Raw genomic sequence first — 24,761 nt, 5'->3', positions numbered from 1 at the left:
TCCTCCGCGTTACACCGGACGGCAAATCCAGTGCAGGTAACGCCCTAGCCCGGCAAAACTGGGGTGGCGACGATGGGCCAACTCCATTTCCAGCAGATCGGCCAGTTCGGTGCGGGCCTGAAATTCGACCGGCATATAGTCATGGAAAACCCGCACGCCACTCTGGGTTTCGACTGTCCATTGACCTTCAAGTTGCGCTGCCAGCTCTCGTGGATCAAGCGGTTGTTGTGGAGTCAGGCTGTGCTTTTCGCCGGCCATGTCGTTCTGGCGCATCTTGCGGAAATGGCCCTTGAGCAAATTGCGATAGATCAGCGCATCGCGGTTGTAGAAGGCCAGGGACAATTGGCCGTCCGGGCGCGTCAGTTGGTGCAGTACCGGCAGGATCGCATGGGGGTCGGCCAGCCACTCCAGCACCGCATGGCATAGCACCAGATCGTAGGGTTCGGTCAGTTGCCCGAGCAGATTCTGCCACGGCGCCTGGATAAAGGTCGCCGTCTGTCCCGCCTCGGCGAAGCGCTGGCGCGCGCCTTCGAGCATCGGCTCGGCGGGTTCGGCCAGGGTCAACCGATGACCGCGCTCGGCCAGCCACAACGACATATGGCCCAGCCCAGCGCCGATATCCAGCACCCGCAACGGTCGATCCGGCAGGGCTTCGATAAGATCGGCCTGAAGTACCGCGAGACGAATCGCGCCCTTGGCGCCACCGTAGATTTTTTCCGCGAAGCGGGTGGCCAATTGATCGAAATGGCGGTCGCTCATTGGCCGAACCGCCGTTCACTGTCGGCCAGCTTGGCCCGCACCACTGCGTTCATGTCCAGCCCCAGCTCGCTGCACAGCAACAGCAGGTAGAGGATAATGTCCCCGACCTCCTGCCCGGCATGGGCCAGCTCTTGCGCGGGCAACTGGCGCGACTGATCCTCCGTCAGCCACTGGAAGATCTCCACCAGCTCGGCCATTTCCACGCTGGCGGCCATTGCCAGGTTTTTCGGGCTGTGGAATGGTTTCCAGTCGTTGCGATCGCGGATACCGTGCAGGCGTTGGGTCAGTTCGTCGAGGTTCATGCGCAGTGTTCTCCTTCAAGACGGCTAGCTTCCGGCGGATGGGCACGGGAAGCAAGGCCTTGGCGCAGGGATAACATCAGGAGCAGATAAAATATTCGTCAGGACGGCTGGGCGTGCGATGTTTGGCGGCAATCAGCGGCGGCGCCGACGCTTTTTGTAACGCTGCTGAATTTCTTCTCGTAGCTGGCGAACCGTCACAAGGACCCTGCGCATTTCGCGATGACGTTGGCTATTGAGGGCTAGTAGGCTCAAAAGTGGAAGAATGATTCCTGTTATATAGACGATAAAATGAGGCGTATTACCTGTGAGTGAAAGTATCAAACATAGGCAAAGCACATTCAATGCAACAACACCCCACATCGCCCCTGGACGGCCAAGCAGCACCAGGTAATTGAACATCGTTAGTATTGTTGATACAAGGATAGCTACAATTATCGTATATGTGGCGCGCTTGGGGTAATCTTTAAAATAAGTGCTTGCCATCAGAGAGATAGTGCATGATGCTGAGAAGGAGCTTGAAAAAAATGCACACAAAAAAATAGGAAAATAGCGCGCCTTAAACGCCTTGAATTTTTTGCGCTCCAAATCATAAAAATCTATAATTTTCATAAAGTACTCCCGTTGCGACGGACTTTATACTTGCAGAGTAAGCATCAGCGGCGGCGCCGACGCCCTTTGTAATGCTGCTGAAGTTCTTCTCGTAGCTGACGAACCGTCACAAGGAACTTGCGCATTTCGCGGTGGCGTTGGCTATTAAGAACTAGTAGGCTCAAAAGTGGAAGAATAATCCCTGTTATATAGGCGATAAAATGAGGCGTATTGCCTGTGAGTGAGAGTATCAAACATAGGCAAAGCACATTGAATGCAACAACACCCCATATCGCCCCTGGACGGCCAAGCAGCACCAGATAATTGAACATCGTTAGTGTTGTTGATACAAAGATAACTACAATTGTCATGTATTTGGTGTGTCCGGGATAACCTTTAAAGTAAGCGCTTGTCATCAGAAGGATAGTGCATGCTAACGAGAAGCAACTTAAAAAAATTGCACACAAAAAAATAGGAAAGTAGCGCGCCATAAACAACGCCTTGAACTTTTTTAGTTTAAAATCAAAAAGAATTATACTCCTCATAAAGTACCCCCATTGCAATGGTGTTTATGTTTCCAGAGTAAGCGCTACCTGCCAGGCTTATGGAAGCGCCAAGAGCATCTTGTATCTGCGTAAGCGTCACATGCTGAATTTGGTCACTGGTATAGCGTTTTGGAAGTTTTCCAAGATGTTGTTCAAGTTTCAGTTGCTTTGCAGTCAGACTGGGATGCCGAATGGACAATAATTCGCGGGTCAATGATTTTTGCTGTTGCCGTGAAAGCCCTTTCGAAAGGTCATACCAACTTCTACCAGTTGCAACTTTTCGAGCGTGCAATAACTTGAAAGTTGCAGTTGCCGAGGTGCCTGCGCCAAACAACGAAACAGCATCCAGAACGGGCATCATGTATCGATACCAGTCCTCTCGATCCATCTCATCGTTCAAAACAGGATCTGTGACTTCGTTATGGACCCTGACCATGCCCACGGCACACTGCGCGAAACTCGCTACCGCAACACCTAGCCCAATTTTCGAGACGATTAAGCTCGCTCCTCCGCTGAACGGAACAAGTACAGTTCCACTCAGTACAACAACCCATCCCAAGATGGCGCTAGTACAAGTCAAGCCCGCGCTCACCGCCTCTGCAACCAGTCGTGATTCCCGTGGCTGCGTCTCCAGCGCCCGCGCAAACTCCAACGGCGCCATGTACCTGGGCACCTCACGCAATATCACCTTTTTCGGCACAATGCTGCAAATCACCTGGAACTCGCGCAACGTTACTACCGTGAAATCGCTTTCGATATACACCACGCCAGCGCCCGCTATCGCCGGGTCCGCATCGATAGCGCGAAATAGGCGTGGCAGATCGACCTTGCCCTCTACGCGCTGCCGAGCGTTGCTGTGCGCCCCGGGAACACCGCTTTTCAATAGTTCGGAAATCATCCCATCATTCCCTGACCTGTTATGACGGTCTGGGAGCATAAGCAGTCCAATCAGCGGAAAATGTAGGACTTGCGAGTTAATGAGGTGGGCACATTCCCTTTCGCTGTTCCGCGCCTTGATCCAGACTGCCCCCTGCGAGGACAGTACCTGCCAACGCCAGTTCGGCGTGGATCAACGACACGGAGTGTGTATGGCAACCGATATGTTTTTGAAGCTGGGCGATATCAAAGGTGAGTCCAAAGACCAGCAACACCGGGACGAGATCGAAATCCAATCGATTCAATGGGGCATGAACCAGTCCGGCTCCATGCACACGGGCAGCGGTGGCGGTTCCGGCAAGGTCAGTATCAACAACTTGTCCTTTGGTAAGTCCATGGACAAGTCATCCCCCAATCTGATGGCGGCGTGCTCCAGTGGCAAGCACTTTCCCGAAGCGACGCTCACCGTGCGCAAGGCCGGCGGCACCAGCCCGGTGGAATACCTGGTGATTACCCTCAAAGAAGTGATGGTGGCGTCCTATGGAACCCATGGTAATCAGGGTGAGGATATTTTGCATGAGGATATAGCGCTGAACTTCGCCAAGGTCGAAGTCAGCTACCAGGCGCAGAAAGCCGATGGTGGCAAGGATGGTGGGGTCATCAAGTATGGCTGGAATATTCGTGAGAACGTGAAGATCTGACCGTCGTTGACAACGCTGCTGCCGATGGATGTTAGGATCAAACCCTTAACGTTGCTCCCGTCATCATCAATAATGTTCTAGTGGCCTGTACGGTGAATAGAACTAACCCCACAGGCCACTAGTTCCGATGGATGGTCTGTCAGGCAATGGGTTGCCAAATACCGCTCAGATGTTCCAACCTCTCGGCGCCGGATAATTTGAACGCGCCGTTCGAGCCTGGCGCACTGGCCCACAAGTCGACTTCGCTGGGTAGGCGCACCGGTTTGCGGAAGGTCACGTCGATTTCGATATTCGCCGCCGGCAGGTGATTGCCCAGGGCCGCCAGCGTGCGTGCTTTGTTCCACAGGCCATGGGCGATGGCCTGGGGGAAACCGAACAGCCGGGCACTGAGGGCGCTCAGGTGGATCGGGTTGTAGTCGCCGGAGACCCTGGCGTATTGGCGGCCGATATCGGCGGGGCATTGCCAGCGGGTCAGTTGCGCCAGCTCTCCAGGTTGCCACTCGGTTTGCTCGGGCGGTTCGCCCGCCAGCTCGACCCCTCGGCAGAGCATGCGACTTTCGGCTTCCCACAACGGCCCCAGTGCGTCGTCGATCTGGGTCAGCAGGTCGAACGTCGCGCCCTTGGCGTGGGGCTGCAGGTTGCGCACCTGGACGCCGACCCGCAGGCTGGTGACGCCACCCAGTGGGCGCAGGATGCGGATACGGTTGTTCAGGTGGACCAGACCCATCAGGGGGAACGGAAAGCCCTTGGCGGTGAGCAGTTGCAACTGCAGGGGAAACGCCAGCACATGGGGGTAGGTTGCGGGCATCAGGCCGGTATCGGCAAAACCACACACCTTGCGGTAGGCCGCCAGGCGCTTAGTGTCGACAGTGACCCAGCAGCACAGGCCCTCGGCGGGCAACTGCGTGCCGGTGATCTTGCGCCGCCGTGCGGCGCGGATATACAACCCCGGCAACGCGGGGGCAATGGTCAGGTACTGCCAATTCACTTGCATGTTCAGGCCCCCAATACACTTTGTCCGCAGACCCTCAAGGCCTGACCGCTAAGCGCTCCCGAACCCGGTTGGGCCAGCCAGGCCACCGCCTCGGCGACATCCTGAGGCAAGCCGCCCTGGCCCAGAGAGCTCATGCGTCGTCCGGCTTCGCGCAAGAGGAAGGGGATATGCGCGGTCATCTGGGTCTCGATAAACCCAGGGGCCACGGCGTTGATACTGATACCGCGCTCGCGCAATAGCGGCGCCCAAGCCTGAGCGAGGCCGATCAGCCCGGCCTTGCTCGCGGCATAGTTGGTCTGGCCGCGATTGCCGGCGATGCCACTGATGGAGGCCAGCAGGATCACCCGGCCATCATCGTGTAGGGTACCGCTGTCGAGCAGGGCGCGGGTCAGCACCTGTGGGGCATTGAGGTTGACGGCCAGCACCGCATCCCAGAACTCCGGTGTCATGTTCGCCAGGGTCTTGTCGCGGGTGATACCGGCGTTGTGGACGAGAATATCGAGGCCATGGGGCAGTTGTTCGACCAGTTGCGCAGCGGCGTCTTCGACACAGATATCCAGGGCAATGCCGTGCGCGCCGAGCCGGGCGGCGAGGGCTTCGAGATCGGCCTGGGCAGACGGCACATCCAGCAGGATGAGCTCGGCACCGTCGCGCGCCAGGGTCTCGGCAATCGCCGCGCCGATGCCTCGCGCCGCGCCGGTGACTAGCGCCCGGCGCCCGGCCAGGGGCCGGCTCCAGTCCTGGACCTGGCTGGCGCAGGCCGAGAGGTGCAGCACCTGGCCGCTGACGTAGGCACTTTTCGGCGAAAGAAAGAAGCGCAGTGCGCCTTCGAGCTGATCTTCGGCATCCTCGTCGATCCGCAACACCTGTAGGGTGGCGCCGTGGCGTAACTCTTTGGCCAGCGAACGGCCGAAGCCTTCCAGGGCGCGTTGCGCACTGGCGGCGAAAGGATCGCGCAGGCTACTCGGAGCGCGGCCAAGTATCACCCCATGAGCGCAGGACTCCAGGTTTCTGAGCAACGGCTGGAAGAATTCACGCAACTGCTTGAGCTGCTCGGTCTGCACAATAGCGCTGGCGTCGAATACCAGGGCCTTGAGTTTCGGTCCGTGGCCGGGAATCCAGGCGGTACATCCCGGCACCTCGCTGTCGTAGCTGTAGACGGCATCGGTCAGCTTCAGGGCAAATGCGCCGACTTTTGCTGCCAGCGGTCCGCCGCCCAGCAGCAAGGCGCCTTCGATCGGCCGTAGGCGTCCGGCCTGCCAGCGTTCCAGGCGTGTCGGTGTCGGCAGGCCGAGGGCACCTACCAGACGTTGACCGATTGTCGAGTTGGCGAAGTCGATATAACGGTCAGACATGGAACGCTCTCCGGCAGCAGGGGTTCAAAGGTTGACCGCAAAGGATCGATAGTGGTTCGTTTTGCAGGAAAAGACCTACGCTTTTAACGGCAATGTCACTCAAATAATAGGGAGTTTTTTATGAATACGTTGCGCCGTGTTGCCATTATCGGGGGCAATCGCCTCCCGTTTGCCCGCTCCAATGGCCCTTATGCCACCGCGAGCAACCAAGCGATGTTGACGGCGGCGCTGGAGGGCCTGATCGAACGTTTCAACCTGCATGGCCTGCGGCTTGGGGAAGTGGTCGCGGGGGCGGTGCTCAAGCATTCGCGGGATTTCAACCTGACCCGCGAATGCGTGCTGGGCTCGCGGCTATCGCCGCAGACCCCGGCCTATGACATCCAGCAGGCCTGCGGCACCGGGTTGGAAGCCACACTGTTGGTGGCGAACAAGATTGCCCTGGGACAGATCGAGTGCGGTATTGCCGGTGGCGTCGATACCACGTCCGACGCCCCGATCGGCGTCAGTGAAGGGCTTCGACAGATTTTGTTGCAAATCAATCGCAGCAAAAGCATGGGCGAGAAGTTCAAGACGCTGCTGCAATTGCGCCCGCATCACCTGAAACCGCAACTACCGCGCAACGGCGAGCCACGTACCGGGCTGTCCATGGGGCAGCATTGCGAGTTGATGGCCCAGACTTGGAACATCCCCCGTGGCGAGCAGGATCAACTGGCCCTGGAAAGCCACCAGAAGATGGCGGCCGCCTACGCCGAGGGCTGGTACGACGACCTACTTACGCCATTTCTCGGTTTGACCCGTGACAACAACCTGCGTGCGGACCTGACCCTGGAGAAGCTCGCCGCGCTCAAGCCGGTGTTCGAACGTAGCGCCAAGGGCACGCTGACGGCGGGCAACTCCACCCCGCTGACCGACGGTGCCTCACTGGTGCTTTTGGGCAGTGAGCAATGGGCTCGGGAGCGGGGGCTGCCGATTCTGGCCTATCTGCGCGATGGCGAAGCCGCGGCGGTTGATTTCGTCAAGGGCGCTGAAGGCTTGCTCATGGCGCCGGCCTATGCGGTGCCGCGTTTGCTGGCGCGCAACAAGCTGACGCTGCAAGACTTCGACTACTACGAGATCCACGAAGCCTTCGCCGCCCAGGTCCTGTGTACTCTGAAGGCCTGGGAAGACCCGCAGTACTGCGAGACTCGCCTGGGGCTCGACGCGCCGTTGGGCTCGATCGAGCGCGCTAAGCTCAACGTCAAGGGCGGCTCCCTGGCGGCCGGGCACCCGTTTGCCGCGACGGGTGGGCGGATCGTCGCGAGCCTGGCGAAATTGCTCGACACGGCGGGGCAGGGGCGTGGGTTGATTTCGATCTGTGCCGCTGGCGGTCAGGGGGTGACGGCGATTATCGAGCGTTGATCGCGCATCGAGGCGATCTGATCGCAGGATCGCCACTCCCTTCGCGGGGGCCAACTCTGACCAGGACCGCACACAGGTTTCCCCAGGCATTGTCAGACCGACGGTCTTGGCCTAAGGTCGCAGCCGCCAGCCATCTTGCGACACAAGGTTGATCTATGCCGATTAACGGACAACGTGGGCTCGAAAGACAGATTCCCGTGCTGTCGACCCTGCCGCGCCCGCTTTACGCCCGCTCCGAGAGCCTCAATGCTGGCTCCTGGACGCCGCGGCATCGCCATGATTGGGTGCAGTTTTCCTATGCCATCAGCGGTGTGCTCGGGGTACATACCTGCGAAGGCAGTTTCTTTGCCCCGCCGCAGTGGGGCGTGTGGATTCCCGCCGGGCTGGAGCACGAGGTGGTAACTTCGATGCAGGCGCAAATGCGCAGCCTGTATGTGCGGCGCGAAGATTGCTCGTGGGCGGCGCAGCGCTGCCGGGTGCTGGAGGTGACACCGCTGGCGCGGGAGCTGATCAAGAGCTTCTGCCTGCTGCCGGCGGATTACCCACAGGAGGGCAGTGCGCAGTCGCGGTTGGTCCAGGTGTTGCTGGACCAGTTGGCGAGTCTGCCGGAGGTCGGTTTTTCGCTGCCGTTGCCACGTCATCCTCGCCTACTGGAATTGTGTAACCACTTAATCGAAAGCCCGGAGCAGGGCGTGACCCTGAGCGAATGGGCGGTGCGCCTGGGTATGTCCGAGAAAACCCTGATGCGGCTGTTCCAGCGCGAGACCGGACTGAGCTTTCGCGGCTGGCGCCAACGTATGCGCCTGCTGTCGTCGCTCAATGCTCTGGAGAAAGGCGACAGCGTGACCCATGCGGCGCTGTCCTGCGGCTATGACTCCACCTCAGCGTATATCGCGGCTTTCAAGGGCCTGTTCGGTTATACACCGGGAGAGTTGTTCCGCTAGGCGCGGGTTTCGAAGCGTTTCATCAGAGCGTTCCGTGCGCTGTACTGCGCTGTCAGCCGTTGCGCGTCGTCATGGCGCTACCTGAGTCTCCTAGCGGCCTGTGTGGTGAGTTCTATGAGTCAATTTCGGCGCCAGAAGTCCCAGGCCGGCGTTGCTGTTCCTCGCCATAGCTGGGCTATGACTCGTCACAGCGTCTTGGCCATGAACTTCTGGCATCCGAACTTGAGCTAACGAACTCACTGTACAGGCCACTAGGCTTCGTCCCAGACAGGAAAAATTGAGATTGTCTGGCAAAAATTCCTGTTTTTTGCTGAGTATTTAACGGCTGGAAATTGTCGGAAATGACCGGGTACTCTCCTGTTAATGGTCTGGCGAGTGTCAGCTATTATCTTTTGGGCTCATGGATTTGCTGCGCTAATCTGGCACATTGAGTGCTTTGGAGAACATTCGAGGTCGGCATCTTCCTTCCTGCTGTGAGAGGATGGCCGTATAACAAGTGACATTCGCGTGTTTGGCAATAAAGGACCCACAATTAAAGCTGATGAAGACTCCAAAACGCATTGAACCCCTGATCGAGGACGGTCTGGTCGACGAGGTGCTGCGCCCACTCATGAGTGGCAAAGAAGCAGCTGTTTACGTAGTGCGCTGTGGCAACGAGCTGCGTTGCGCCAAGGTCTACAAGGAGGCGAATAAACGAAGTTTTCGTCAGGCGGCCGAGTATCAAGAAGGCCGCAAGGTGCGTAATAGTCGTCAGGCTCGGGCGATGGCGAAGGGCTCCAAGTTCGGTCGCAAGGAAACCGAGGATGCCTGGCAGAACGCCGAGGTGGCCGCTCTGTTCCGTCTGGCCAGTGCCGGTGTGCGAGTGCCCAAGCCGTTCGATTTCCTCGAAGGCGTGCTGTTGATGGAACTGGTGGCGGACGAGTATGGCGATGCCGCGCCGCGCCTCAACGACGTCGTGCTGGAACCGGACCAGGCGCGCGAGTATCACGCGTTCCTGATTTCGCAGATCGTGTTGATGCTGTGTACCGGTCTGGTGCACGGTGACCTGTCGGAGTTCAATGTGTTGCTGACGCCGGATGGCCCGGTGATCATCGACCTGCCCCAGGCGGTGGATGCGGCGGGCAACAACCACGCCTTCAGCATGCTCGAGCGGGATGTCGGCAACATGGCCTCCTATTTCGGTCGGTTTGCCCCGGAGCTCAAGCGCACTCGCTATGCCAAGGAAATGTGGGCGCTGTACCAGGCCGGTACCTTGCATCCGGCTAGTGTTCTGAGCGGCGAGTTCGAGGAGCCGGAAGAATTGGCGGATGTCGGTGGTGTGTTGCGCGAGATCGAAGCGGCGCGCTTCGACGAGCAGCGCCGCCAGGCAATCCGTTCGGCCGACGAGGCCCCACCGGGTAAAATTGCCGAAGAGCCACCGCCACCCTGGATGCAGCACTGATCCGCATAGACGAGCGCCGCCACGCAGGCGGAGTGTGGCGGCTCAGGCTTTCGCGCAACGGCTCCCCGATGCCAGATCCCTGAGGATCGGGCAGTCCGGGCGCTGATCGCCTTGGCAATGTTGTACCAAGTCCAGCAGGGTATCGCGCAACCCGATAAGCTCGCCGATCTTGTGGTTCAACTCGTCGACATGTTGCCGGGCCAGGGCCTTTACATCGGCGCTGGCGCGTTGCCGGTCCTGCCAGAGCGTCAGCAACCTGCCGACTTCCTCCAGGGAAAATCCCAAGTCCCGCGAGCGTTTGATAAATGCCAGGGTGTGCAACTCGTCCGCCCCGTACAGGCGATAGCCACTGTCCGTGCGCGTGGCTGCCTTAAGTAGGCCGATGGACTCGTAATAACGAATCATTTTGGCGCTCAGGCCACTCTGGCGGGCTGCTTGGCCGATGTTCATGACGTCTCCTTCAGTCGAAGTCTTTGGGTTTCCAGGTCTTGAGCAGCAAGGCATTGCTGACCACGCTGACGCTGGAAAGGGCCATGGCCGCTCCCGCCAGCACCGGATTGAGCAGGCCGAAGGCGGCTAGCGGGATACCGATCAGGTTATAGACAAACGCCCAGAACAGGTTTTGCCGGATCTTCGCATAGGTCTTGCGGCTGATTTCCAGCGCTGCCGGTACCAGCCGTGGATCGCCCCGCATCAAGGTAATGCTGGCGGCGTGCATGGCGACATCGGTGCCGCCGCCCATGGCAATGCCGATATCCGCGGCGGCCAGGGCCGGGGCGTCGTTGATGCCGTCGCCGACCATGGCCACGACACCGCTCTTCTTCAGTTCGCTGACAATGGCGGCCTTGTCTGCCGGCAACACTTGGGCGCGAACATCGCCGATGCCCAGGGCCTCGGCCACCACCCGGGCGCTGCCAGGATTGTCGCCGGTCAGCAGGTGGCTGCTGATCTGCCGTGCATGCAACTGCGTGATCGCTTGCCGGGCACCGGACTTGAGTGTGTCACCGAAGGCAAACAAGGCGAGCACTCGCGACAGCGGTCGCTGTTCGATCAGCCAGGACAGGGTGTTGCCCTCGGCCTCCCAGGCGCTTGCCATTTCCTCCAGGGGGGCGATTGCCAGGCCGCTTTCCTCCAGCAGGCGCCGGTTGCCCAGGGCCAGGGCCCGACCACCGAATTCGCCGGCGATGCCACGTCCGGGCAATGAGCGGCTGTTGCGGATATCTGCAACAATCAGGTCACGCTCTGCGCAGGCATCGAGCACCGCCTTGGCCAGCGGGTGTTCGCTGCCGCGCTGAAGCGCTGCGGCCAGCTGCAGGGCAAGGGCTTCGTCACCGTCCACTGCGCTTAAATGAGTAATCTGCGGGGTGCCGGCGGTCAGCGTACCGGTCTTGTCGAAGACCACGGCGCTGACTTCATGGGCGCGCTCAAGCGCCTGGGCATCCTTGATCAGAATACCGTGACGTGCCGCAACGCCGGTCCCGGCCATGATCGCGGTTGGAGTGGCCAGGCCCAAAGCACAAGGGCAAGCGATCACCAGCACCGTCACGGCATTGATCAGCGCTGTCTCCAGGGGGGCGCCGTGCAGCCACCAGCCGACCAGCGTCGCCAGTGCCAGTAGCAGTATGCACGGTACGAATACCTGGCTGACTTTATCCACCAGTTTCTGGATCGGTGCCTTGCTGGCCTGGGCGTCTTCCACCAGGCGGATGATTCGTGCGAGCACGGTTTGCGTCCCCAGTGCCTGGGTCTTGATCAGCAACCGGCCTTCACCGTTGATGGCGCCGCCGATGACTTTGTCCCCCGGCTGTTTGGGCACCGGCAGGCTTTCGCCGTTGATCAGCGCTTCGTCGGCATGGCTCTGTCCCTCGATTACTTCACCGTCCACGGGAAAGCGCTGACCGGGCTTGACCAACACCAGGTCGTCGAGTCGCAGGGCGCTGATAGCGATGTGCTGCTCTCGTCCATCGATCACCCGGATCGCCCGTTCCGGACGCAAAGCTTCCAGGGCCAGGATGGCGCTGGCGGTGTGGCGCTTGGCACGGCTTTCGAGGTATTTGCCCAATAGCACCAGGGCGATCACCACCGCCGAGGCTTCGAAATACAGGTGGGGTATATGAGCGTGGCCGGCGCTGGCCCATTGGTAAAGGCTCAAGCCATAGCCGGCGCTGGTGCCGAGGGCAACCAGCAGGTCCATATTCGCGGCGCCGGCTCGGAGCGCTTTCCATGCGGCGCGATAAAAGCGTGCGCCGAAGATGAACTGCACCGGTGTCGCCAAGGCGAACTGCAGCCAGGCCGGCAGCATCCAGTCGTAACCGAATGGCTGGGCGAGCATCGGCAAGACCAACGGCAGTGCCAGGGCAATTGCCAGCAGTAGCGACCGGCGTTCGCCGCTCAGGCGCCGCTGTGGCGTTTGCGCCGTGGTGGCTTCGCCCTGCTGGGACAGGGGGGTGGAATAACCTGCCGCGCTGACGGCGGCGATCAGCAGCGCAGGGTCGACCTGGCCAAGCAATTGGAGGTGGACTCGTTCATTGGCCAGGTTGACGCTGACGCTACGTACCCCGACGACCTTGCTTAGTGCCCGCTCGACACGGCCAGCACAGGACGCACAGGTCATGCCGACGATCGGCAGGTCGAGGAAGGTAGATTCGAGCATGGGCGCTACTCCTAGAGAAATTGCCCACAGGATCAACCTTGCCACCCTGGTAAGGTCAAGCCTCTCTTTTTTAACCCGGCTTATTGATAACCCAGCGGTACTGGCTTGAGGCGCAAGCCATTCGGCTCGTCGACGATGGCAAACTTGCGCACCTCACCGCCACGGAGCCTGATCAATTGCTCCGATGTCGCGAGCATGCTTGCGGCGCAGCCTGGAACCTGGCTCGGCAAGGTCTTCAAGCGCACGGAGATGTTTCCGGGCGGCAAGTTGAATGAGGTCGCCCGTTCCTGGAACAACCGAGCCGACAACTGATCGTGCAGGTAAACGCCTATTTCGCAGGAGGTCGAGACCTCCAAACGTTCACGGGAGATAATCAGTACCCCGTAGTTTTCTCCGGCAGCGCAGGCAAAGGGTGTCGCACCGAAAAGGCTGAGAAGGCCGAACAGACTGAAAACTGACCTGCGCATGGCAGAGTCTCCTGCGGTTGAATCGTCGATGACCAAGCTTGGCGTAGGGGCGAGCGAAATGCCAGCCCGGCAGCTTCACGAGGAACTTGACCTTGCTATCATGGCAAGCTTGAGACTGCTGCCGACCTCAATACAGGAGAAGTGTCATGCAAATCTTCAATGTCCAGGGCATGTCGTGCGATCACTGCGTCAAGGCCATTGTTCAGGCCGTGCGAGCCAAGGATCCGGCTGCCAGCGTGCGGGTGGACCTCGGCGCGAAGGAAGTTGGCGTGCAGAGCAGCCTATCGGTTGACGAAGTTATCGACGTGATCAGCGCCGAAGGTTACGAGGTGAAGCTGGCAAGCTGACCTTGCCGAGAGACGGTCAGTTATTTATTGAGCGACCTGTCGGAATGTTCAAGGCATCCTCGTGCAGCTAGACTAGGCGGCTGCGCGCACTGCCACCGGATGCCTGATGAACTTACGAATAATCCTGATTCTCGGTGCCCTGAGCGCCTTCGCTCCCCTGGCTATCGACTTCTACCTGCCGGGTTTCCCGTCGATGGCCATCGCCCTCGACACCGACGAAAAGCATATCCAACTGACGCTGGCGGTGTACTTCCTCGGACTGTCTATCGGGCAACTGGCTTATGGTCCATTGGCGGATCGCTTCGGTAGGCGCAGGCCATTGCTGGGAGGCGTCTTGCTGTTCAGCGTGGCGTCGCTGGCCTGTGCCTTCGCATCGAGTCTGGAATGGCTGATCGCTGCGCGTTTCCTGCAAGCGCTGGGGGGGTGCGCCGGGGCCGTGATTCCCCGTGCGGTGATCAGCGACAAGTGCGACGCTGTCGGTTCGGCCAAGGTTTTTTCGCAGTTGATGCTGGTGACCGGCCTGGCGCCGATCCTGGCGCCAATGTTCGGTGGTGTACTGGTCAATCTCTATGGCTGGCAGTCGATCTTTATCGTGCTGACGTTATTCAGTGCGTTGTCCGCCGTCGCCGTGGCCCTCGGCCTGCCGGAAAGCTTACCGGCCAACCAATCGCGCCCAGCGCTGTCGAGGGCGCTCCAGCAGTACGTCAGCCTGGTGTCGGATCGGGTGTTCTTCGGCCATGCCGTGACGGGTGGGATCGCCATTGCCGGGATGTTTGCCTACATCGCCGGTTCGCCTTTCCTCTTCATCCAGTTGTATGGGGTTCCCGCCGAGCACTACGGTTGGCTGTTCGGCAGCAACGCGGCGGGGTTTATCCTGGTGGCGCAGGTCAACGCGCGCTGGCTGGGCAAGCATGGCCCGGCCTTTCTGCTGGTACGTGCGGTCTGGGTCTATCTGGCGGCGGGACTTGCGCTGCTGGGCATCAGCACCTTGCACACCGCGCAACTCTGGCCGGTGCTGATTCCGCTGTTTATCTGCATTTCTAGCTTGGGTTGCATTATGCCCAATGCGGCGGCCTGTGCCATGCGTGGCCAAGGCGCGCGGGCCGGCAGCGCCTCGGCGATGTTCGGTTGCCTGCAATTCAGTGTCGCGGCGGGCGCGGCGTCGCTGGTCGGACTGTTGCATGACGGCAGCGCTACGCCGATGGCGTTGGTGATCGGCCTGTGCGGGGTGCTGACGGTGGTGGTTGCCATGGGGACTCGTCGTCTGGAGAACGCCCGAGTCGCACGCAGCTAGTAACTTGTGCGGTTAACTCAAAATGGTCAAGGCGTTGTGACGAGTCATGGCCCGCTAAGGCGAGCAACGGCTACGCAGGTCGGCGCTTGTGGCGCCGAAATTGGCTCACGAAACTGGTCACGGAGGCCACTCGATAGTGTGCGGGTCAACCGACGGTTTGCCTTTGTTGCTTGGGAAAGGAATAAGGGGCATACAGGCGTGCCTGCAGCGTGCTGACAAAGGCGCGTGCTTCACTTTCGCTACGGAAAATGACCGCATGCTGATCGAGCTGGACCTGCCACTGGCTGCCGTGGGACTTTGCTAACTCTTTTACAAGGATCTTCATGGCTGACTTCCTTTGGTTGGCAAGGCGGCCATTGTAAACCTGAATACGTTCGCTGAGATGACCTGGGTCAAGGATCTGACTGACGGTGTTTCCGTTTGTTTTTGTAGGTCCTCAATGACCTGCGAGAGTGCCGATGCGGCCTTGCGGCCTGGTCTTCGCGGCGTGCCGTTGTGAGAGTGGGCGAGCCCACACAGCTTTTGGTGGTCTTGACGCCCGCTCCCACCCTGATGCACCTGGCCCCGCATAAGTGCCGGCTGGTCGGTGTGCGGTTTGTTACAACCGGTGCAGGAATAAAAGTCGGCATCGATCCTATTGTGGTTTAGGCTTGATTTATTGGATCCAATGTTTTCCGCTTGAAACGTATTTTGTTACGTTCGCCGGAGTTACTTGCCGAAACGAGAAAAATCTCCAGGTTTTGGCACTTTTGCGCCTTGGTTTGAATGCCGGGATTTCCCAATATGGCTTCATGCGGTCGATCAATGTTTCAACAGGGAGTGAAGACATGGAATATGCACCTTGCATCAGTCAGATAGCCGCGTTGCTTGCAGATCCCAAGCGTAGTGCGATGATGTGGGCGTTGCTCGATGGCAGCGCACGGGCTGCCGATGAATTGGCCTTGCTGGCCGGTTTGTCCCTTTCATCCGCCAGCGCCCACCTGGCTCGCTTGAGTGCCGGAGGGTTGTTGCGGCTCGAGGCTCGTGGCCGCAAACGTTTCTTCCGCCTGGCCGCGCCAGAGATCGCCACGGCCGTCGAGGCGCTGGCGAGCGCTTCCCTGGCGAGCGCGCCGCTGGCGGTGCAGCACTCGATCAAGCTGCAGGCGCCGGATGCGCAGGCGCTCAAGCGTGCCCGTCTGTGTCACGATCACCTGGGCGGGGAACTGGCCTGCGAGTTGTATCAACGATTGCTGGCGGCGGGCTGGATTGAACAAGACGAGCAACGGATTCGCGTCACCAGCGCTGGCGCCCAGCGTTTTGCCGAGCGTGGGCTCTATATCCAGGCGTTGGCGCATGGCCGCCGCGAGACGGTCTGTGTTTGTCACGATGTACGTGAGCGGCGCCCGCACCTGGGTGGTGTGCTCGGTGCGGGGTTGTTGCAGCTGTTTCTGCAATCGGGCTGGTTGGTGCCCATGGAGGAGTCCAGGGCGTTGCGGGTTTCTGCGGCTGGAGAGCGACAGATCGACAAGTTCACCCCCATCGTCGAACTCGAACTGGCCGGCTGAAGTCTCGGTTGCGGTCGCCTGCGACAGGGATGCGAATAGATCGCAACCAAAAATAAACCCCTCCGGTGATACCGCACACTTGATCGAGCATTCGAATCGAGGGGTATCCCATATGGAAACCCAAGGCCGAACCCCACTAGGGTTTGATCAGTCGCGCCTCCAGGCTGTTCTGCGCCAGGCGCCGAGCCTGGTCTTGGGTCATGCCCAGGTGGGTGTGTAAGGCGTGGAAGTTTTCGGTGATGTAACCGCCGAAGTAAGCCGGGTCATCGGAGTTCACCGTCACCCTCACCCCACGTTCGAGCATGTCGAGGATAGTGTGTTGGGACATATGATTGAATACACGCAGTTTGGTGTTCGACAACGGGCAGACGGTTAATGGAATCTGTTCGTCGATGATCCGCTGCATCAGCCGCTCATCTTCGATGGCCCGCACGCCGTGGTCGATTCGCTGAATCTTCAGCAGGTCGATGGCTTCCCAGATGTATTGCGGTGGGCCTTCTTCGCCAGCATGGGCGACGGTCAGGAAACCTTCGTTGCGTGCCCGCTCGAAGACTCGCTGAAATTTGCTCGGCGGATGACCCATTTCCGAACTATCCAGCCCGACTGCGACAAACGCATCGCGAAACGGCAGTGCCTGGTCGAGGGTTTTCTGCGCGTCGTCTTCGCTCAGGTGACGCAGGAAACTGAGAATCAGCCCGCTGCTGATGCCCAGTTGCTGCTCGCCGTCCTTCAGAGCCGCCGCGATGCCGTTAAGCACCACTTCGAAGGGAATACCCCGATCGGTGTGAGTCTGCGGGTCAAAGAAGGGCTCGGTGTGGATGACGTTCTGAGCCTTGCAGCGCAGCAGGTAGGCCCAGGTCAAGTCATAGAAGTCCTGGGATGTGCGCAGCACATTGGCACCCTGGTAATACAGGTCGAGAAATTCTTGCAGATTGTTGAAGGCGTAGGCCTGGCGCAGGGTGTCGACGTCGGTCCAGGGCAAGGCGATCTTGTTGCGCTCGGCCAGGGCGAACAGCAATTCGGGCTCCAGCGAGCCTTCAAGGTGCAGGTGCAGTTCCGCCTTGGGCAGGGCGTTGAGCCAGTCGTACATAGGTTTTTCTCAGCAGGTGCGATGACCGGCATTCTACAATTGAGCGCCGAAGTGTTTGCTAAAATCTGTCAAAGCGGCTCATGGCTCCCGGACAGGGACCATGAGCCTGGGCAACCGTGGCGGGTTCACCATCGATGCCCAGGTCGGATCGGGCACGGATCCACTAACGTATTCACGGGCAGGCGCCGGCTCCTCTGAAGTGTGGGTCCAGGTGTGCCTGCTCAGTGTTGCCGTGTTCGCTGATCCTGGGATAACGCGTGGGTCTTACCAGGGAATGGTTTCGCCCTTGTAGTTAATGAAGTGGTGACCGCCTCGGCCTGCATAGGCATTCACCTGGTCGATCAGGCCACGGGTGCTGGTGGCGATCTCGACCTGCGCCTCTTCCCCGCCCATATCGGTTTTCACCCAGCCCGGATGCATCGACAAGACGGTGAAGGTCGGCGCCTCGATTTCGCTCAGGAAGGTATTGGTCATGGAGTTCAGCGCGGCTTTGCTCGCCTTGTAGAACGCCAGCTCTGGGGCATCGGGCGTGGTCACGCTGCCCAAGCCCGAACTCATGAAGGCAATCACCCCGGTGCCGGGACGGATCTGGCCGACGAAGCGCTGCGCGAGGGCAACCGGGGCGATGGCGTTGGTCAGGAACAGCTGGCCGATCTCCGTCAGCGAGGCACTGGCGGGTGTCTGGTCGACCGGGCCCTTGACCCCGGCATTGACGAACAATAGATCGAATACCTGGCCTTCCAGGCGGTGGGCGAGGGCGGTGGCGGCCTTCTGATCATCCAGTTCCAGGCTTTCGATCCGCACCGGGCCGGCGGCTTTCAATGCATCGGCCTTGTGTACATCGCGCACGGTGGCAGTGACGTTCCAGCCGTCGGCCAACAACAATTGCACCAAACCGAGACCGAGCCCCCGGGAGGCGCCGATGATCAATGCGTTCTTATCGCTCATAAGAAAATTCCTTGTGAAGTGAAAACGGGCATCTCAGAGGACAACTCCGTTGCGGGCAATGCTGCAACGCCTGATGCCGTTCGCCGAGTTCAGCAATAGGCGCTTCGAGCAGTTTCAGCCTGCTCCTGGGTCGGGAGTACTCCACAGCGCGGCGAGGCTATCGTTGATCTCGCCGAGACCGAAGCGCGGGCGCCGGGCTCTCTGAGAGCCTGAGGTGGGAGCATACCCCAGGCTTTGTGCGCGTTGTCTGAATTCGTGGTTGCGAGCCACGCACACTGCCGTCGATTGATTCGGGTCAGCGCCTGTAGGAACTGATCGTTACCGCTGCGGTTGTCACTCCGTCGGGAAGTTTTCATTGGTTAAAAAATAACCAAACATCCTCAGGCTCGGCCAGATCGACAACCGCGCCACCCTTGCACGGGTTATCCACAGGTTGCTCCACAGTATTTGTGCGCAAGCGAGGAACTTGGCTATAACCACCGGGCGGCTATGCCCAAACGCGATAAATCCGGCTAAGCCATTGTTTTCAGAAAGTTTCGACGGCTCCACAGAACAATTGAGCGAAAATTGATCAGTGCTCGCAAAGCCACGTTACATAAGGGTTACAGGCGAATGTGCTCAGGTTATCCACAGTCGGGTGCACAGTCATTGTGGGCAAAAGCCAGCGTTTGTTGGTCATTCGCGTTCGGTGCCTGTGGACAACACGGGCACGGCTTGTCGCTGCAAGAGGATGCGCCCGCGACTGAGGTCGGACAATTGTCGTTGCAGAGGGGGTATATGACTTTCGCCGAGGGCAAGTTGCAGTTCCACCCCGTTGGCGGTGAAGTGCTCCTCGACAATCAGGCCACCGGCTTCGGCGACCCGCATCTTGACCCGTGTCAGCTCACTGAAGTCGCAGGCACAGCTTAGCGGCAGCCGGCTGATCAGCTCGATGCGGCTGGCATTCTGCAGGCACTTGTTGGCGCCGCCGCCATAGGCGCGGGCCAGGCCACCGGTGCCCAGTTGGATGCCGCCGTACCAGCGAATGACCAGTACCACCACCTGGTCGCAGTTCTGGGCCTCGATGGCCGCGAGGATCGGTCGGCCCGCAGTGCCGCCGGGCTCACCATCGTCGCTGCTGCGGTAATGATCGGCGAGCTTCCAGGCCCAGCAATTATGGCTGGCATCCAGGTCGCTGCGTTGCTCGATAAAGGCCTGGGCTTGGGCGACGTTGGTGATCGGCGCGGCGAGGGTGATAAAGCGGCTTTTGCGAATTTCTTCGCGATATTCGCAAAAGCCGGCAAGGGTAAACGACATAGGGAATCGGCTTTGAGTGTGAGGTCAGAGTGGCGGTGTTAGGCCGCAGCCCTTGAGAATGATGCGAATCAGGTTGTGGCTGGCGTCTTCCATGTCCTGCCTGGTCAGGCGTGTGCGGCCAGTGACGCGGCAGATCTGGGTCGCGAAGTCGGCGTAATGCTGGGTGCTGCCCCAGAGTAGGAAGATCAGGTGTACCGGGTCCACCGGATCCATTTTACCGGCGTCGATCCAGGCTTGAAAGACTTCGGTCCGTCCCTGGAACCAGGTGAGGTAGTCCTGATTAAAATAGTCGCTCAGGCATTCTCCTCCGCTGATGATTTCCATGGCGAAGATTCGCGAAGCCTGGGGGTAGCGGCGAGAGAATTCCATCTTGGCGCTGATATAGTGCGCCAGGGCCTCGGCTGGGTCGTCCTCGGCAGTGAGGTGATTAAAGGTGCTATCCCACAATTCGAGGATGTTGCTCAGCACCGCGATGTACAGCCCCAGTTTGTTGGTGAAGTAGTAATGCAGATTAGCCTTGGGCAGCCCGACATGCTGCGCGATGGTGTTCATGCTGGTGCCTTTGAAACCATGACGGGCGAACTCGTCTTCGGCGGCCTTGATGATTGCCTCTTCGTTTCTCCGCCGGATGCGGCTGGCGGGTTTTGCGACATGGACGGGGACTTCAACGGTCATAGGCGCTTCCGGGCTGATCGGTGGTTGCGGCTTGTCACAGATAACTTACCCACAGGAATCAGACAAGCCTTAGCGCCATAAAAGCCAGAATGACGCGTCATCCTGTCGCTTTCGAGGGCGGGATTTGCGTCAGTTGTCAGTGACAATCGGCATATAGAGGGCGGCAGGGCGCTGGGGCAAGGTAGCTTCGTGTTCGGCGCCTCAGCGCGTCGCGGCCAGACTTTCCAAGAAGCTTTCCAACACCAAATGGGGGCGCCTACCCTTGCGTGTGACCGATGCCAGGCTCAGATCATAGAAACGGCTGCCGGCCTTCAGTGCGCGCAGCCGGCCCTGCTGTACCCAGAGACTGGCGTAATGATCCGGTAGGTAACCGATATAGCGACCGGTCAGGATGAGAAAGGCCATGCCTTCACGGTCGGACGCGCTGGCCGTGCAATTGAGAGCTTGGTAATGCGCCTGGATGTCGGCGGGCAGACGGAAGGTGGGGGCAATCGCATCCAGATTGTTGAGGCGCGTGTCGTCCAATTGGCGGTCATCGACATAAAACAGCGGATGGCCCACCGCGCAGTACAGCAGCGAACGCTCGCTGTACAAGGGCTGGTATTCCAGTCCCGACAGGGCGCTGGCCTGGGGCACGACACCAACATGCAGGCGACCGTCGAGCACACCTTGTTCGACCTCGTTGGGAGCGATCATGCGGATCTGGATTTGCACGTCCGGCCCGCGCTCCTTTAACTGTGCCAGAGCATGGGTGATGCGCATGTGGGGCAGGGTGACCAGGTTGTCGGTCAGGCCAATGGTCAGTTCGCCACGCAGGTGCTGGTGCAGGCCGTTGACCTCGGTGCGGAAACTCTCCAGCGCACCCAATAGCTGCAAGGCCGAGTGATAGACCTCGCGCCCTTCTTCGGTCAGGGAGAAACCGGCGCGGCCACGTTGACACAGGCGCAGGCCGAGACGTTGTTCCAAGTCGCTCATCTGCTGGCTGATGGCCGAGCGACCGATGCCGAGCACGGTTTCCGCCGCGGAAAAACCACCGCATTCCACGACGCCGCGAAAGATCCGCAATAGACGGATATCGAAGTCGCTGACTTGCGCCAGGGGATCGGGGCGGCTGCTGCTCATAGTTTAGTCATCTGTTAACTAAAGATTAGAAATGTTGTATTTCAGCGACTTTATCGTTGTGGCAATTTAGTCGCAACATCGCTTTTAACACCCACGCTGCTTAATGCCTTGCGAGGTTTCGCCCATGAACATGCCTGAAAACGCTCCGTCGTCCCTGGCCAGCCAGCTCAAGCTCGACGCCCATTGGATGCCCTACACCGCCAACCGTAACTTCCAGCGCGATCCGCGCCTGATCGTCGCGGCCGAAGGCAGTTGGCTGATCGATGACAAGGGCCGCAAGATTTATGACTCGCTGTCGGGCTTGTGGACCTGCGGCGCTGGGCATACCCGCAAGGAAATCCAGGAAGCGGTCGCCAGGCAACTGGGCACGCTCGACTATTCGCCGGGCTTCCAGTACGGCCATCCGCTGTCGTTCCAACTGGCGGAAAAAATCACCGCGTTGACGCCGGGCAATCTTAATCATGTGTTCTTCACCAACTCCGGTTCCGAGTGCGCCGATACTGCGGTGAAGATGGTCCGCGCCTACTGGCGCCTGAAGGGCCAGGCAACCAAGACCAAGATGATTGGCCGCGCCCGTGGTTATCACGGGGTGAACATCGCCGGCACCAGTCTCGGTGGCGTCAACGGTAACCGCAAGCTGTTCGGCCAGGCGATGATGGACGTCGACCACCTTCCACACACCCTGCTGGCGAGCAATGCCTTCTCCCGTGGCATGCCGGAGCAGGGGGGGATCGCCCTGGCCGACGAACTGCTCAAGCTGATCGAACTGCATGACGCGTCGAATATCGCCGCAGTGTTCGTTGAGCCCCTGGCCGGGTCCGCAGGTGTGCTGGTACCGCCACAGGGCTATCTTAAGCGCCTGCGGGAAATCTGCGACCAGCACAATATCCTGTTGGTATTCGACGAAGTGATCACCGGTTTCGGTCGTACCGGCGCGATGTTCGGTGCCACCAGCTTCGGCGTCACCCCGGACCTGATGTGTATTGCCAAGCAGATCACCAATGGCGCTATCCCAATGGGCGCGGTGATCGCCAGCAGCGAGATCTACCAGACCTTCATGAACCAGCCGACCCCCGAGTACGCAGTGGAATTCCCCCACGGCTACACCTACTCGGCACACCCGGTAGCCTGTGCGGCGGGCTTGGCGTCGCTCGAACTGCTGCAGAAGGAAAACCTGGTGCAGAGCGTGGCTGAACTTGCGCCGCATTTCGAGAGCGCCCTGCACGGCCTCAAGGGCGGTAAGAACGTCATCGACATCCGCAACTATGGTTTGGCTGGGGCGATACAGATCGCCAGCCGCGACGGTGACGCCATCGTGCGTCCGTTCGAGGCAGGCATGGCACTGTGGAAAGCTGGGTTCTACGTGCGCTTCGGCGGCGACACCCTGCAGTTCGGCCCTACCTTCAACAGTCGGCCGCAAGACCTCGATCGTTTGTTCGATGCGGTCGGCGAAGTGCTGAATAAGCTCGACTGACCCTTCTCTTTAGAAAAGCTGCTTTTGCGGGAGCGAACCTTCGCTCCCGTTAACTCTGTTCAGGAGCCCGTAATGAGCGCAATCCAACATTTGATCGATGGCCAGATGGTCAGCGATCATGGTCGCACCGCCGCGGTGTACAACCCGTCGACCGGTCAGGTCATCCATCAGGTACCGCTGGCGGATCGCGAGACTATCCAGCAAGCCATCGACTCAGCCAAGGCGGCGTTCCCGACCTGGCGCAATACGCCACCGGCCAAGCGTGCCCAGGTGATGTTTCGCTTCAAGCAACTGTTGGAGCAGAACGAAGCGCGTATCGCCCAGCTGATCAGTGAAGAACACGGCAAGACTCTGGAAGATGCTGTCGGCGAATTGAAGCGTGGGATTGAAAACGTCGAATACGCTTGCGCCGCCCCGCAGTTGCTGAAGGGCGAGTACAGCCGCAACGTCGGCCCGAACATTGACGCCTGGTCGGACTTCCAGCCGCTGGGCGTGGTGGCGGGTATTACCCCCTTCAACTTTCCGGCCATGGTGCCGCTGTGGATGTACCCGCTGGCGATTGTCTGCGGTAACTGCTTTATCCTCAAACCGTCCGAGCGTGACCCCAGCTCGACCCTGCTGATTGCCCAGTTACTGCTCGATGCCGGTCTGCCCAAGGGCGTGCTGAACGTGGTGCATGGTGACAAGACCGCGGTGGATGCGTTGATCGAGGCGCCGGAAGTCAAGGCACTGAGCTTTGTCGGTTCGACGCCGATTGCCGAGTACATCTATGCCGAAGGTACCCGGCGCGGCAAGCGGGTCCAGGCGCTGGGTGGCGCGAAAAACCATGCGGTGCTGATGCCCGATGCCGACCTGGACAATGCCGTCAATGCCCTGATGGGGGCTGCCTACGGCTCCTGCGGCGAGCGTTGCATGGCGATCTCCGTGGCGGTCTGCGTAGGTGACCAGGTCGCGGACGCTCTGGTGGCCAAGCTGGTGCCACAGATCAAGGCGTTGAAGATCGGTGCCGGTACTTCGTGCGGTCTGGACATGGGGCCTCTCGTCACTGGCGCCGCGCGCGACAAGGTGGTCGGTTATATCGACGACGGCCTGGCCGCCGGTGCCGAGCTGGTAGTGGATGGGCGTGGCCACAGCGTTGCCGGTCATGAAAGTGGGTACTTCCTCGGTGGCACCTTGTTCGACCGCGTCACCACACAGATGCGCATCTATAAGGAAGAGATCTTCGGGCCGGTGCTGTGTATCGTCCGGGTCGATAGCCTGGAAACCGCCATGCGGTTGATCAACGATCACGAATACGGTAACGGCACCTGCATCTTCACCCGTGACGGTGAAGCGGCGCGCCTGTTCTGTGACGAGATCGAAGTCGGTATGGTCGGGGTCAACGTGCCGCTGCCGGTGCCGGTGGCCTATCACAGCTTCGGTGGCTGGAAGCGTTCGTTGTTTGGCGACCTGCATGCCTATGGCCCGGATGGCGTGCGTTTCTACACCCGGCGCAAAGCTATTACCCAGCGCTGGCCGCAACGTGCCAGCCATGAAGCTTCGCAGTTCGCGTTCCCGAGCTTGTAAGTAGAGGGCAGAAGGCCGGCCCCTTGGGGTCGGCCTTCTGCTTTTTTGGTTTTTTTCTGACCCTTTCGACAGAAAATAAAAATAAGGGTTGACGGCGAATTCCATGGGCCTATAATTCGCCCCACTTCCGACGCGGTCTAAACGAAAAACTCCTTTTCATTCAGTGAGTTAAGTAGATTTAGATCGGTGCGGTCTTCAGTTCATCGAAGCCCGGAAGCGCTGTAAAAGAGGTGTTGACAGCAGCGTGTAACGCTGTAGAATTCGCCTCCCGCTGATGAGAGATCGACAGCGCAAGTGGTTGAAGTTGAAGCGTTTTTTGAAAAGAAACAGCCGAAAATTTCCAAATAATCACTTGACAGCAACTGGCGCTGCTGTAGAATGC

At 59.6% G+C, this 24,761-nt stretch carries 26 protein-coding genes; 9 read left to right on the top strand and 17 right to left on the bottom strand.

Annotated elements, in window-relative coordinates; translation table 11 throughout:
* Nucleotides 1-9: 9 nt before the first annotated feature.
* From AWM79_RS19145 to AWM79_RS19135, 5 genes are all read right to left on the bottom strand, one after another.
* On the bottom strand, nucleotides 10-759 hold the full coding sequence (locus AWM79_RS19145; protein ID WP_060783546.1) for a methyltransferase domain-containing protein: 750 nt from the start codon (nucleotides 757-759) through the stop codon (nucleotides 10-12).
* On the bottom strand, nucleotides 756-1,061 hold the full coding sequence (locus AWM79_RS19140) for a MazG-like family protein (RefSeq protein WP_017130173.1): 306 nt from the start codon (nucleotides 1,059-1,061) through the stop codon (nucleotides 756-758). The genes AWM79_RS19145 and AWM79_RS19140 overlap by 4 nt, the downstream gene beginning before the upstream one ends.
* A gap of 132 nt (nucleotides 1,062-1,193) precedes the next feature.
* Nucleotides 1,194-1,670, bottom strand: coding sequence for a hypothetical protein (locus AWM79_RS25110; RefSeq protein WP_074862160.1), 477 nt, complete (start codon nucleotides 1,668-1,670; stop codon nucleotides 1,194-1,196).
* A 44-nt stretch (nucleotides 1,671-1,714) separates the two neighbouring features.
* Nucleotides 1,715-2,140: a hypothetical protein gene (locus AWM79_RS25105; protein WP_143063275.1), complete on the bottom strand. Its 426-nt coding sequence runs from the start codon at nucleotides 2,138-2,140 to the stop codon at nucleotides 1,715-1,717.
* 31 nt (nucleotides 2,141-2,171) lie between these two features.
* The gene (locus tag AWM79_RS19135; RefSeq protein ID WP_060783545.1) at nucleotides 2,172-3,092 is read right to left on the bottom strand and encodes an Ssp4 family T6SS effector; all 921 of its coding nucleotides are present in this window, start codon (nucleotides 3,090-3,092) and stop codon (nucleotides 2,172-2,174) included.
* A gap of 190 nt (nucleotides 3,093-3,282) precedes the next feature.
* Between AWM79_RS19135 and AWM79_RS19130 the strand changes: the two genes are divergently transcribed.
* Entirely contained in the window at nucleotides 3,283-3,771 is a 489-nt protein-coding gene (locus AWM79_RS19130) for an Hcp family type VI secretion system effector (RefSeq protein ID WP_060783544.1), read from the top strand.
* Nucleotides 3,772-3,910: 139 nt separating this feature from the next.
* On the opposite strand, the gene AWM79_RS19125 is transcribed toward AWM79_RS19130, so the two are convergent.
* Both AWM79_RS19125 and AWM79_RS19120 read right to left on the bottom strand, forming a co-directional pair.
* Entirely contained in the window at nucleotides 3,911-4,765 is an 855-nt protein-coding gene (locus AWM79_RS19125) for a MaoC family dehydratase (protein ID WP_017130258.1), read from the bottom strand.
* A gap of 2 nt (nucleotides 4,766-4,767) precedes the next feature.
* A complete protein-coding gene (locus AWM79_RS19120) occupies nucleotides 4,768-6,120 on the bottom strand; it encodes a 3-oxoacyl-ACP reductase (protein ID WP_017130257.1) in 1,353 nt (450 codons plus the stop codon).
* Between the two features lie 120 nt (nucleotides 6,121-6,240).
* On the opposite strand from AWM79_RS19120, the gene AWM79_RS19115 reads away from it, so the two are divergent.
* The 3 genes from AWM79_RS19115 (at nucleotide 6,241) to AWM79_RS19105 (ending at nucleotide 9,903) form a co-directional block, all read left to right on the top strand.
* Nucleotides 6,241-7,518, top strand: coding sequence for an acetyl-CoA C-acetyltransferase (locus AWM79_RS19115; protein WP_060783543.1), 1,278 nt, complete (start codon nucleotides 6,241-6,243; stop codon nucleotides 7,516-7,518).
* A 155-nt stretch (nucleotides 7,519-7,673) separates the two neighbouring features.
* The gene (locus AWM79_RS19110) at nucleotides 7,674-8,462 is read left to right on the top strand and encodes an AraC family transcriptional regulator (RefSeq protein ID WP_017130255.1); all 789 of its coding nucleotides are present in this window, start codon (nucleotides 7,674-7,676) and stop codon (nucleotides 8,460-8,462) included.
* Between the two features lie 541 nt (nucleotides 8,463-9,003).
* The gene (locus AWM79_RS19105) at nucleotides 9,004-9,903 is read left to right on the top strand and encodes a PA4780 family RIO1-like protein kinase (RefSeq protein WP_017130254.1); all 900 of its coding nucleotides are present in this window, start codon (nucleotides 9,004-9,006) and stop codon (nucleotides 9,901-9,903) included.
* Between the two features lie 42 nt (nucleotides 9,904-9,945).
* Here the strand turns inward: AWM79_RS19105 and cueR are convergent, their stop codons facing one another.
* The 3 genes from cueR to AWM79_RS19090 all read right to left on the bottom strand — a co-directional run bounded on the left by cueR (nucleotide 9,946) and on the right by AWM79_RS19090 (nucleotide 13,023).
* Entirely contained in the window at nucleotides 9,946-10,353 is a 408-nt protein-coding gene (gene cueR / locus AWM79_RS19100) for a Cu(I)-responsive transcriptional regulator (RefSeq protein ID WP_017130253.1), read from the bottom strand.
* Nucleotides 10,354-10,363: 10 nt separating this feature from the next.
* Nucleotides 10,364-12,556 (bottom strand): heavy metal translocating P-type ATPase, encoded by a 2,193-nt coding sequence (locus tag AWM79_RS19095; RefSeq protein WP_060783542.1) that lies wholly within the window; start codon nucleotides 12,554-12,556, stop codon nucleotides 10,364-10,366.
* An 80-nt stretch (nucleotides 12,557-12,636) separates the two neighbouring features.
* Nucleotides 12,637-13,023, bottom strand: coding sequence for a hypothetical protein (locus tag AWM79_RS19090; RefSeq protein WP_017130251.1), 387 nt, complete (start codon nucleotides 13,021-13,023; stop codon nucleotides 12,637-12,639).
* A gap of 146 nt (nucleotides 13,024-13,169) precedes the next feature.
* On the opposite strand from AWM79_RS19090, the gene AWM79_RS19085 reads away from it, so the two are divergent.
* Nucleotides 13,170-13,370, top strand: coding sequence for a heavy-metal-associated domain-containing protein (locus AWM79_RS19085; protein WP_017130250.1), 201 nt, complete (start codon nucleotides 13,170-13,172; stop codon nucleotides 13,368-13,370).
* Nucleotides 13,371-13,476: 106 nt separating this feature from the next.
* Nucleotides 13,477-14,664, top strand: a complete 1,188-nt coding sequence (locus AWM79_RS19080; RefSeq protein ID WP_017130249.1) for a multidrug effflux MFS transporter — start codon at nucleotides 13,477-13,479, stop codon at nucleotides 14,662-14,664.
* A gap of 145 nt (nucleotides 14,665-14,809) precedes the next feature.
* Here the strand turns inward: AWM79_RS19080 and AWM79_RS19075 are convergent, their stop codons facing one another.
* A complete protein-coding gene (locus AWM79_RS19075; RefSeq protein WP_060783541.1) occupies nucleotides 14,810-14,989 on the bottom strand; it encodes a hypothetical protein in 180 nt (59 codons plus the stop codon).
* A gap of 502 nt (nucleotides 14,990-15,491) precedes the next feature.
* Between AWM79_RS19075 and AWM79_RS19070 the strand changes: the two genes are divergently transcribed.
* Nucleotides 15,492-16,208 (top strand): ArsR/SmtB family transcription factor, encoded by a 717-nt coding sequence (locus AWM79_RS19070; RefSeq protein ID WP_017130248.1) that lies wholly within the window; start codon nucleotides 15,492-15,494, stop codon nucleotides 16,206-16,208.
* Nucleotides 16,209-16,344: 136 nt separating this feature from the next.
* On the opposite strand, the gene AWM79_RS19065 is transcribed toward AWM79_RS19070, so the two are convergent.
* The 5 genes from AWM79_RS19065 to AWM79_RS19045 form a co-directional block, all read right to left on the bottom strand.
* Nucleotides 16,345-17,298, bottom strand: a complete 954-nt coding sequence (locus tag AWM79_RS19065; protein WP_017130247.1) for an adenosine deaminase — start codon at nucleotides 17,296-17,298, stop codon at nucleotides 16,345-16,347.
* Nucleotides 17,299-17,562: 264 nt separating this feature from the next.
* Nucleotides 17,563-18,246 (bottom strand): SDR family oxidoreductase, encoded by a 684-nt coding sequence (locus AWM79_RS19060; protein ID WP_017130246.1) that lies wholly within the window; start codon nucleotides 18,244-18,246, stop codon nucleotides 17,563-17,565.
* A gap of 675 nt (nucleotides 18,247-18,921) precedes the next feature.
* Nucleotides 18,922-19,542, bottom strand: a complete 621-nt coding sequence (locus AWM79_RS19055) for an IMPACT family protein (protein ID WP_060783540.1) — start codon at nucleotides 19,540-19,542, stop codon at nucleotides 18,922-18,924.
* Between the two features lie 24 nt (nucleotides 19,543-19,566).
* On the bottom strand, nucleotides 19,567-20,217 hold the full coding sequence (locus AWM79_RS19050; protein WP_017130244.1) for a TetR/AcrR family transcriptional regulator: 651 nt from the start codon (nucleotides 20,215-20,217) through the stop codon (nucleotides 19,567-19,569).
* A 201-nt stretch (nucleotides 20,218-20,418) separates the two neighbouring features.
* Entirely contained in the window at nucleotides 20,419-21,339 is a 921-nt protein-coding gene (locus tag AWM79_RS19045; protein ID WP_017130243.1) for a LysR family transcriptional regulator, read from the bottom strand.
* A gap of 124 nt (nucleotides 21,340-21,463) precedes the next feature.
* Here AWM79_RS19045 and aptA point away from each other — a divergent pair, with 124 nt between their 5' ends.
* A complete protein-coding gene (gene aptA / locus AWM79_RS19040; RefSeq protein ID WP_060783539.1) occupies nucleotides 21,464-22,813 on the top strand; it encodes an omega-aminotransferase AptA in 1,350 nt (449 codons plus the stop codon).
* 72 nt (nucleotides 22,814-22,885) lie between these two features.
* Complete coding sequence (locus AWM79_RS19035; RefSeq protein WP_017130241.1) at nucleotides 22,886-24,379, top strand: CoA-acylating methylmalonate-semialdehyde dehydrogenase; 1,494 nt, start codon at nucleotides 22,886-22,888, stop codon at nucleotides 24,377-24,379.
* Nucleotides 24,380-24,557: 178 nt separating this feature from the next.
* On the opposite strand, the gene AWM79_RS25435 is transcribed toward AWM79_RS19035, so the two are convergent.
* Nucleotides 24,558-24,761 (bottom strand): hypothetical protein (locus AWM79_RS25435; RefSeq protein ID WP_208599912.1); only part of this gene is annotated, 204 nt, incomplete at its 5' end.

Origin of the sequence: Pseudomonas agarici, assembly GCF_001543125.1 — a bacterium.
GTDB classification, from domain to species: Bacteria; Pseudomonadota; Gammaproteobacteria; order Pseudomonadales; family Pseudomonadaceae; genus Aquipseudomonas; species Aquipseudomonas agarici.
Note: the sequence above shows the minus strand (reverse complement) of the source record. Positions and strands in the feature narration are given on the sequence as shown.

What these genes read in the sequence shown, in the direction of transcription:
- AWM79_RS19145 (WP_060783546.1), bottom strand. Translation starts at nt 759, where the DNA reads ATGAGCGACCGCCATTTCGATCAATTGGCCACCCGCTTCGCGGAAAAA.
- AWM79_RS19140 (WP_017130173.1), bottom strand. Translation starts at nt 1,061, where the DNA reads ATGAACCTCGACGAACTGACCCAACGCCTGCACGGTATCCGCGATCGC.
- AWM79_RS25110 (WP_074862160.1), bottom strand. Translation starts at nt 1,670, where the DNA reads ATGAAAATTATAGATTTTTATGATTTGGAGCGCAAAAAATTCAAGGCG.
- AWM79_RS25105 (WP_143063275.1), bottom strand. Translation starts at nt 2,140, where the DNA reads ATGGCGCGCTACTTTCCTATTTTTTTGTGTGCAATTTTTTTAAGTTGC.
- AWM79_RS19135 (WP_060783545.1), bottom strand. Translation starts at nt 3,092, where the DNA reads ATGATTTCCGAACTATTGAAAAGCGGTGTTCCCGGGGCGCACAGCAAC.
- AWM79_RS19130 (WP_060783544.1), top strand. Translation starts at nt 3,283, where the DNA reads ATGGCAACCGATATGTTTTTGAAGCTGGGCGATATCAAAGGTGAGTCC.
- AWM79_RS19125 (WP_017130258.1), bottom strand. Translation starts at nt 4,765, where the DNA reads ATGCAAGTGAATTGGCAGTACCTGACCATTGCCCCCGCGTTGCCGGGG.
- AWM79_RS19120 (WP_017130257.1), bottom strand. Translation starts at nt 6,120, where the DNA reads ATGTCTGACCGTTATATCGACTTCGCCAACTCGACAATCGGTCAACGT.
- AWM79_RS19115 (WP_060783543.1), top strand. Translation starts at nt 6,241, where the DNA reads ATGAATACGTTGCGCCGTGTTGCCATTATCGGGGGCAATCGCCTCCCG.
- AWM79_RS19110 (WP_017130255.1), top strand. Translation starts at nt 7,674, where the DNA reads ATGCCGATTAACGGACAACGTGGGCTCGAAAGACAGATTCCCGTGCTG.
- AWM79_RS19105 (WP_017130254.1), top strand. Translation starts at nt 9,004, where the DNA reads ATGAAGACTCCAAAACGCATTGAACCCCTGATCGAGGACGGTCTGGTC.
- cueR (WP_017130253.1), bottom strand. Translation starts at nt 10,353, where the DNA reads ATGAACATCGGCCAAGCAGCCCGCCAGAGTGGCCTGAGCGCCAAAATG.
- AWM79_RS19095 (WP_060783542.1), bottom strand. Translation starts at nt 12,556, where the DNA reads ATGCTCGAATCTACCTTCCTCGACCTGCCGATCGTCGGCATGACCTGT.
- AWM79_RS19090 (WP_017130251.1), bottom strand. Translation starts at nt 13,023, where the DNA reads ATGCGCAGGTCAGTTTTCAGTCTGTTCGGCCTTCTCAGCCTTTTCGGT.
- AWM79_RS19085 (WP_017130250.1), top strand. Translation starts at nt 13,170, where the DNA reads ATGCAAATCTTCAATGTCCAGGGCATGTCGTGCGATCACTGCGTCAAG.
- AWM79_RS19080 (WP_017130249.1), top strand. Translation starts at nt 13,477, where the DNA reads ATGAACTTACGAATAATCCTGATTCTCGGTGCCCTGAGCGCCTTCGCT.
- AWM79_RS19075 (WP_060783541.1), bottom strand. Translation starts at nt 14,989, where the DNA reads ATGAAGATCCTTGTAAAAGAGTTAGCAAAGTCCCACGGCAGCCAGTGG.
- AWM79_RS19070 (WP_017130248.1), top strand. Translation starts at nt 15,492, where the DNA reads ATGGAATATGCACCTTGCATCAGTCAGATAGCCGCGTTGCTTGCAGAT.
- AWM79_RS19065 (WP_017130247.1), bottom strand. Translation starts at nt 17,298, where the DNA reads ATGTACGACTGGCTCAACGCCCTGCCCAAGGCGGAACTGCACCTGCAC.
- AWM79_RS19060 (WP_017130246.1), bottom strand. Translation starts at nt 18,246, where the DNA reads ATGAGCGATAAGAACGCATTGATCATCGGCGCCTCCCGGGGGCTCGGT.
- AWM79_RS19055 (WP_060783540.1), bottom strand. Translation starts at nt 19,542, where the DNA reads ATGTCGTTTACCCTTGCCGGCTTTTGCGAATATCGCGAAGAAATTCGC.
- AWM79_RS19050 (WP_017130244.1), bottom strand. Translation starts at nt 20,217, where the DNA reads ATGACCGTTGAAGTCCCCGTCCATGTCGCAAAACCCGCCAGCCGCATC.
- AWM79_RS19045 (WP_017130243.1), bottom strand. Translation starts at nt 21,339, where the DNA reads ATGAGCAGCAGCCGCCCCGATCCCCTGGCGCAAGTCAGCGACTTCGAT.
- aptA (WP_060783539.1), top strand. Translation starts at nt 21,464, where the DNA reads ATGAACATGCCTGAAAACGCTCCGTCGTCCCTGGCCAGCCAGCTCAAG.
- AWM79_RS19035 (WP_017130241.1), top strand. Translation starts at nt 22,886, where the DNA reads ATGAGCGCAATCCAACATTTGATCGATGGCCAGATGGTCAGCGATCAT.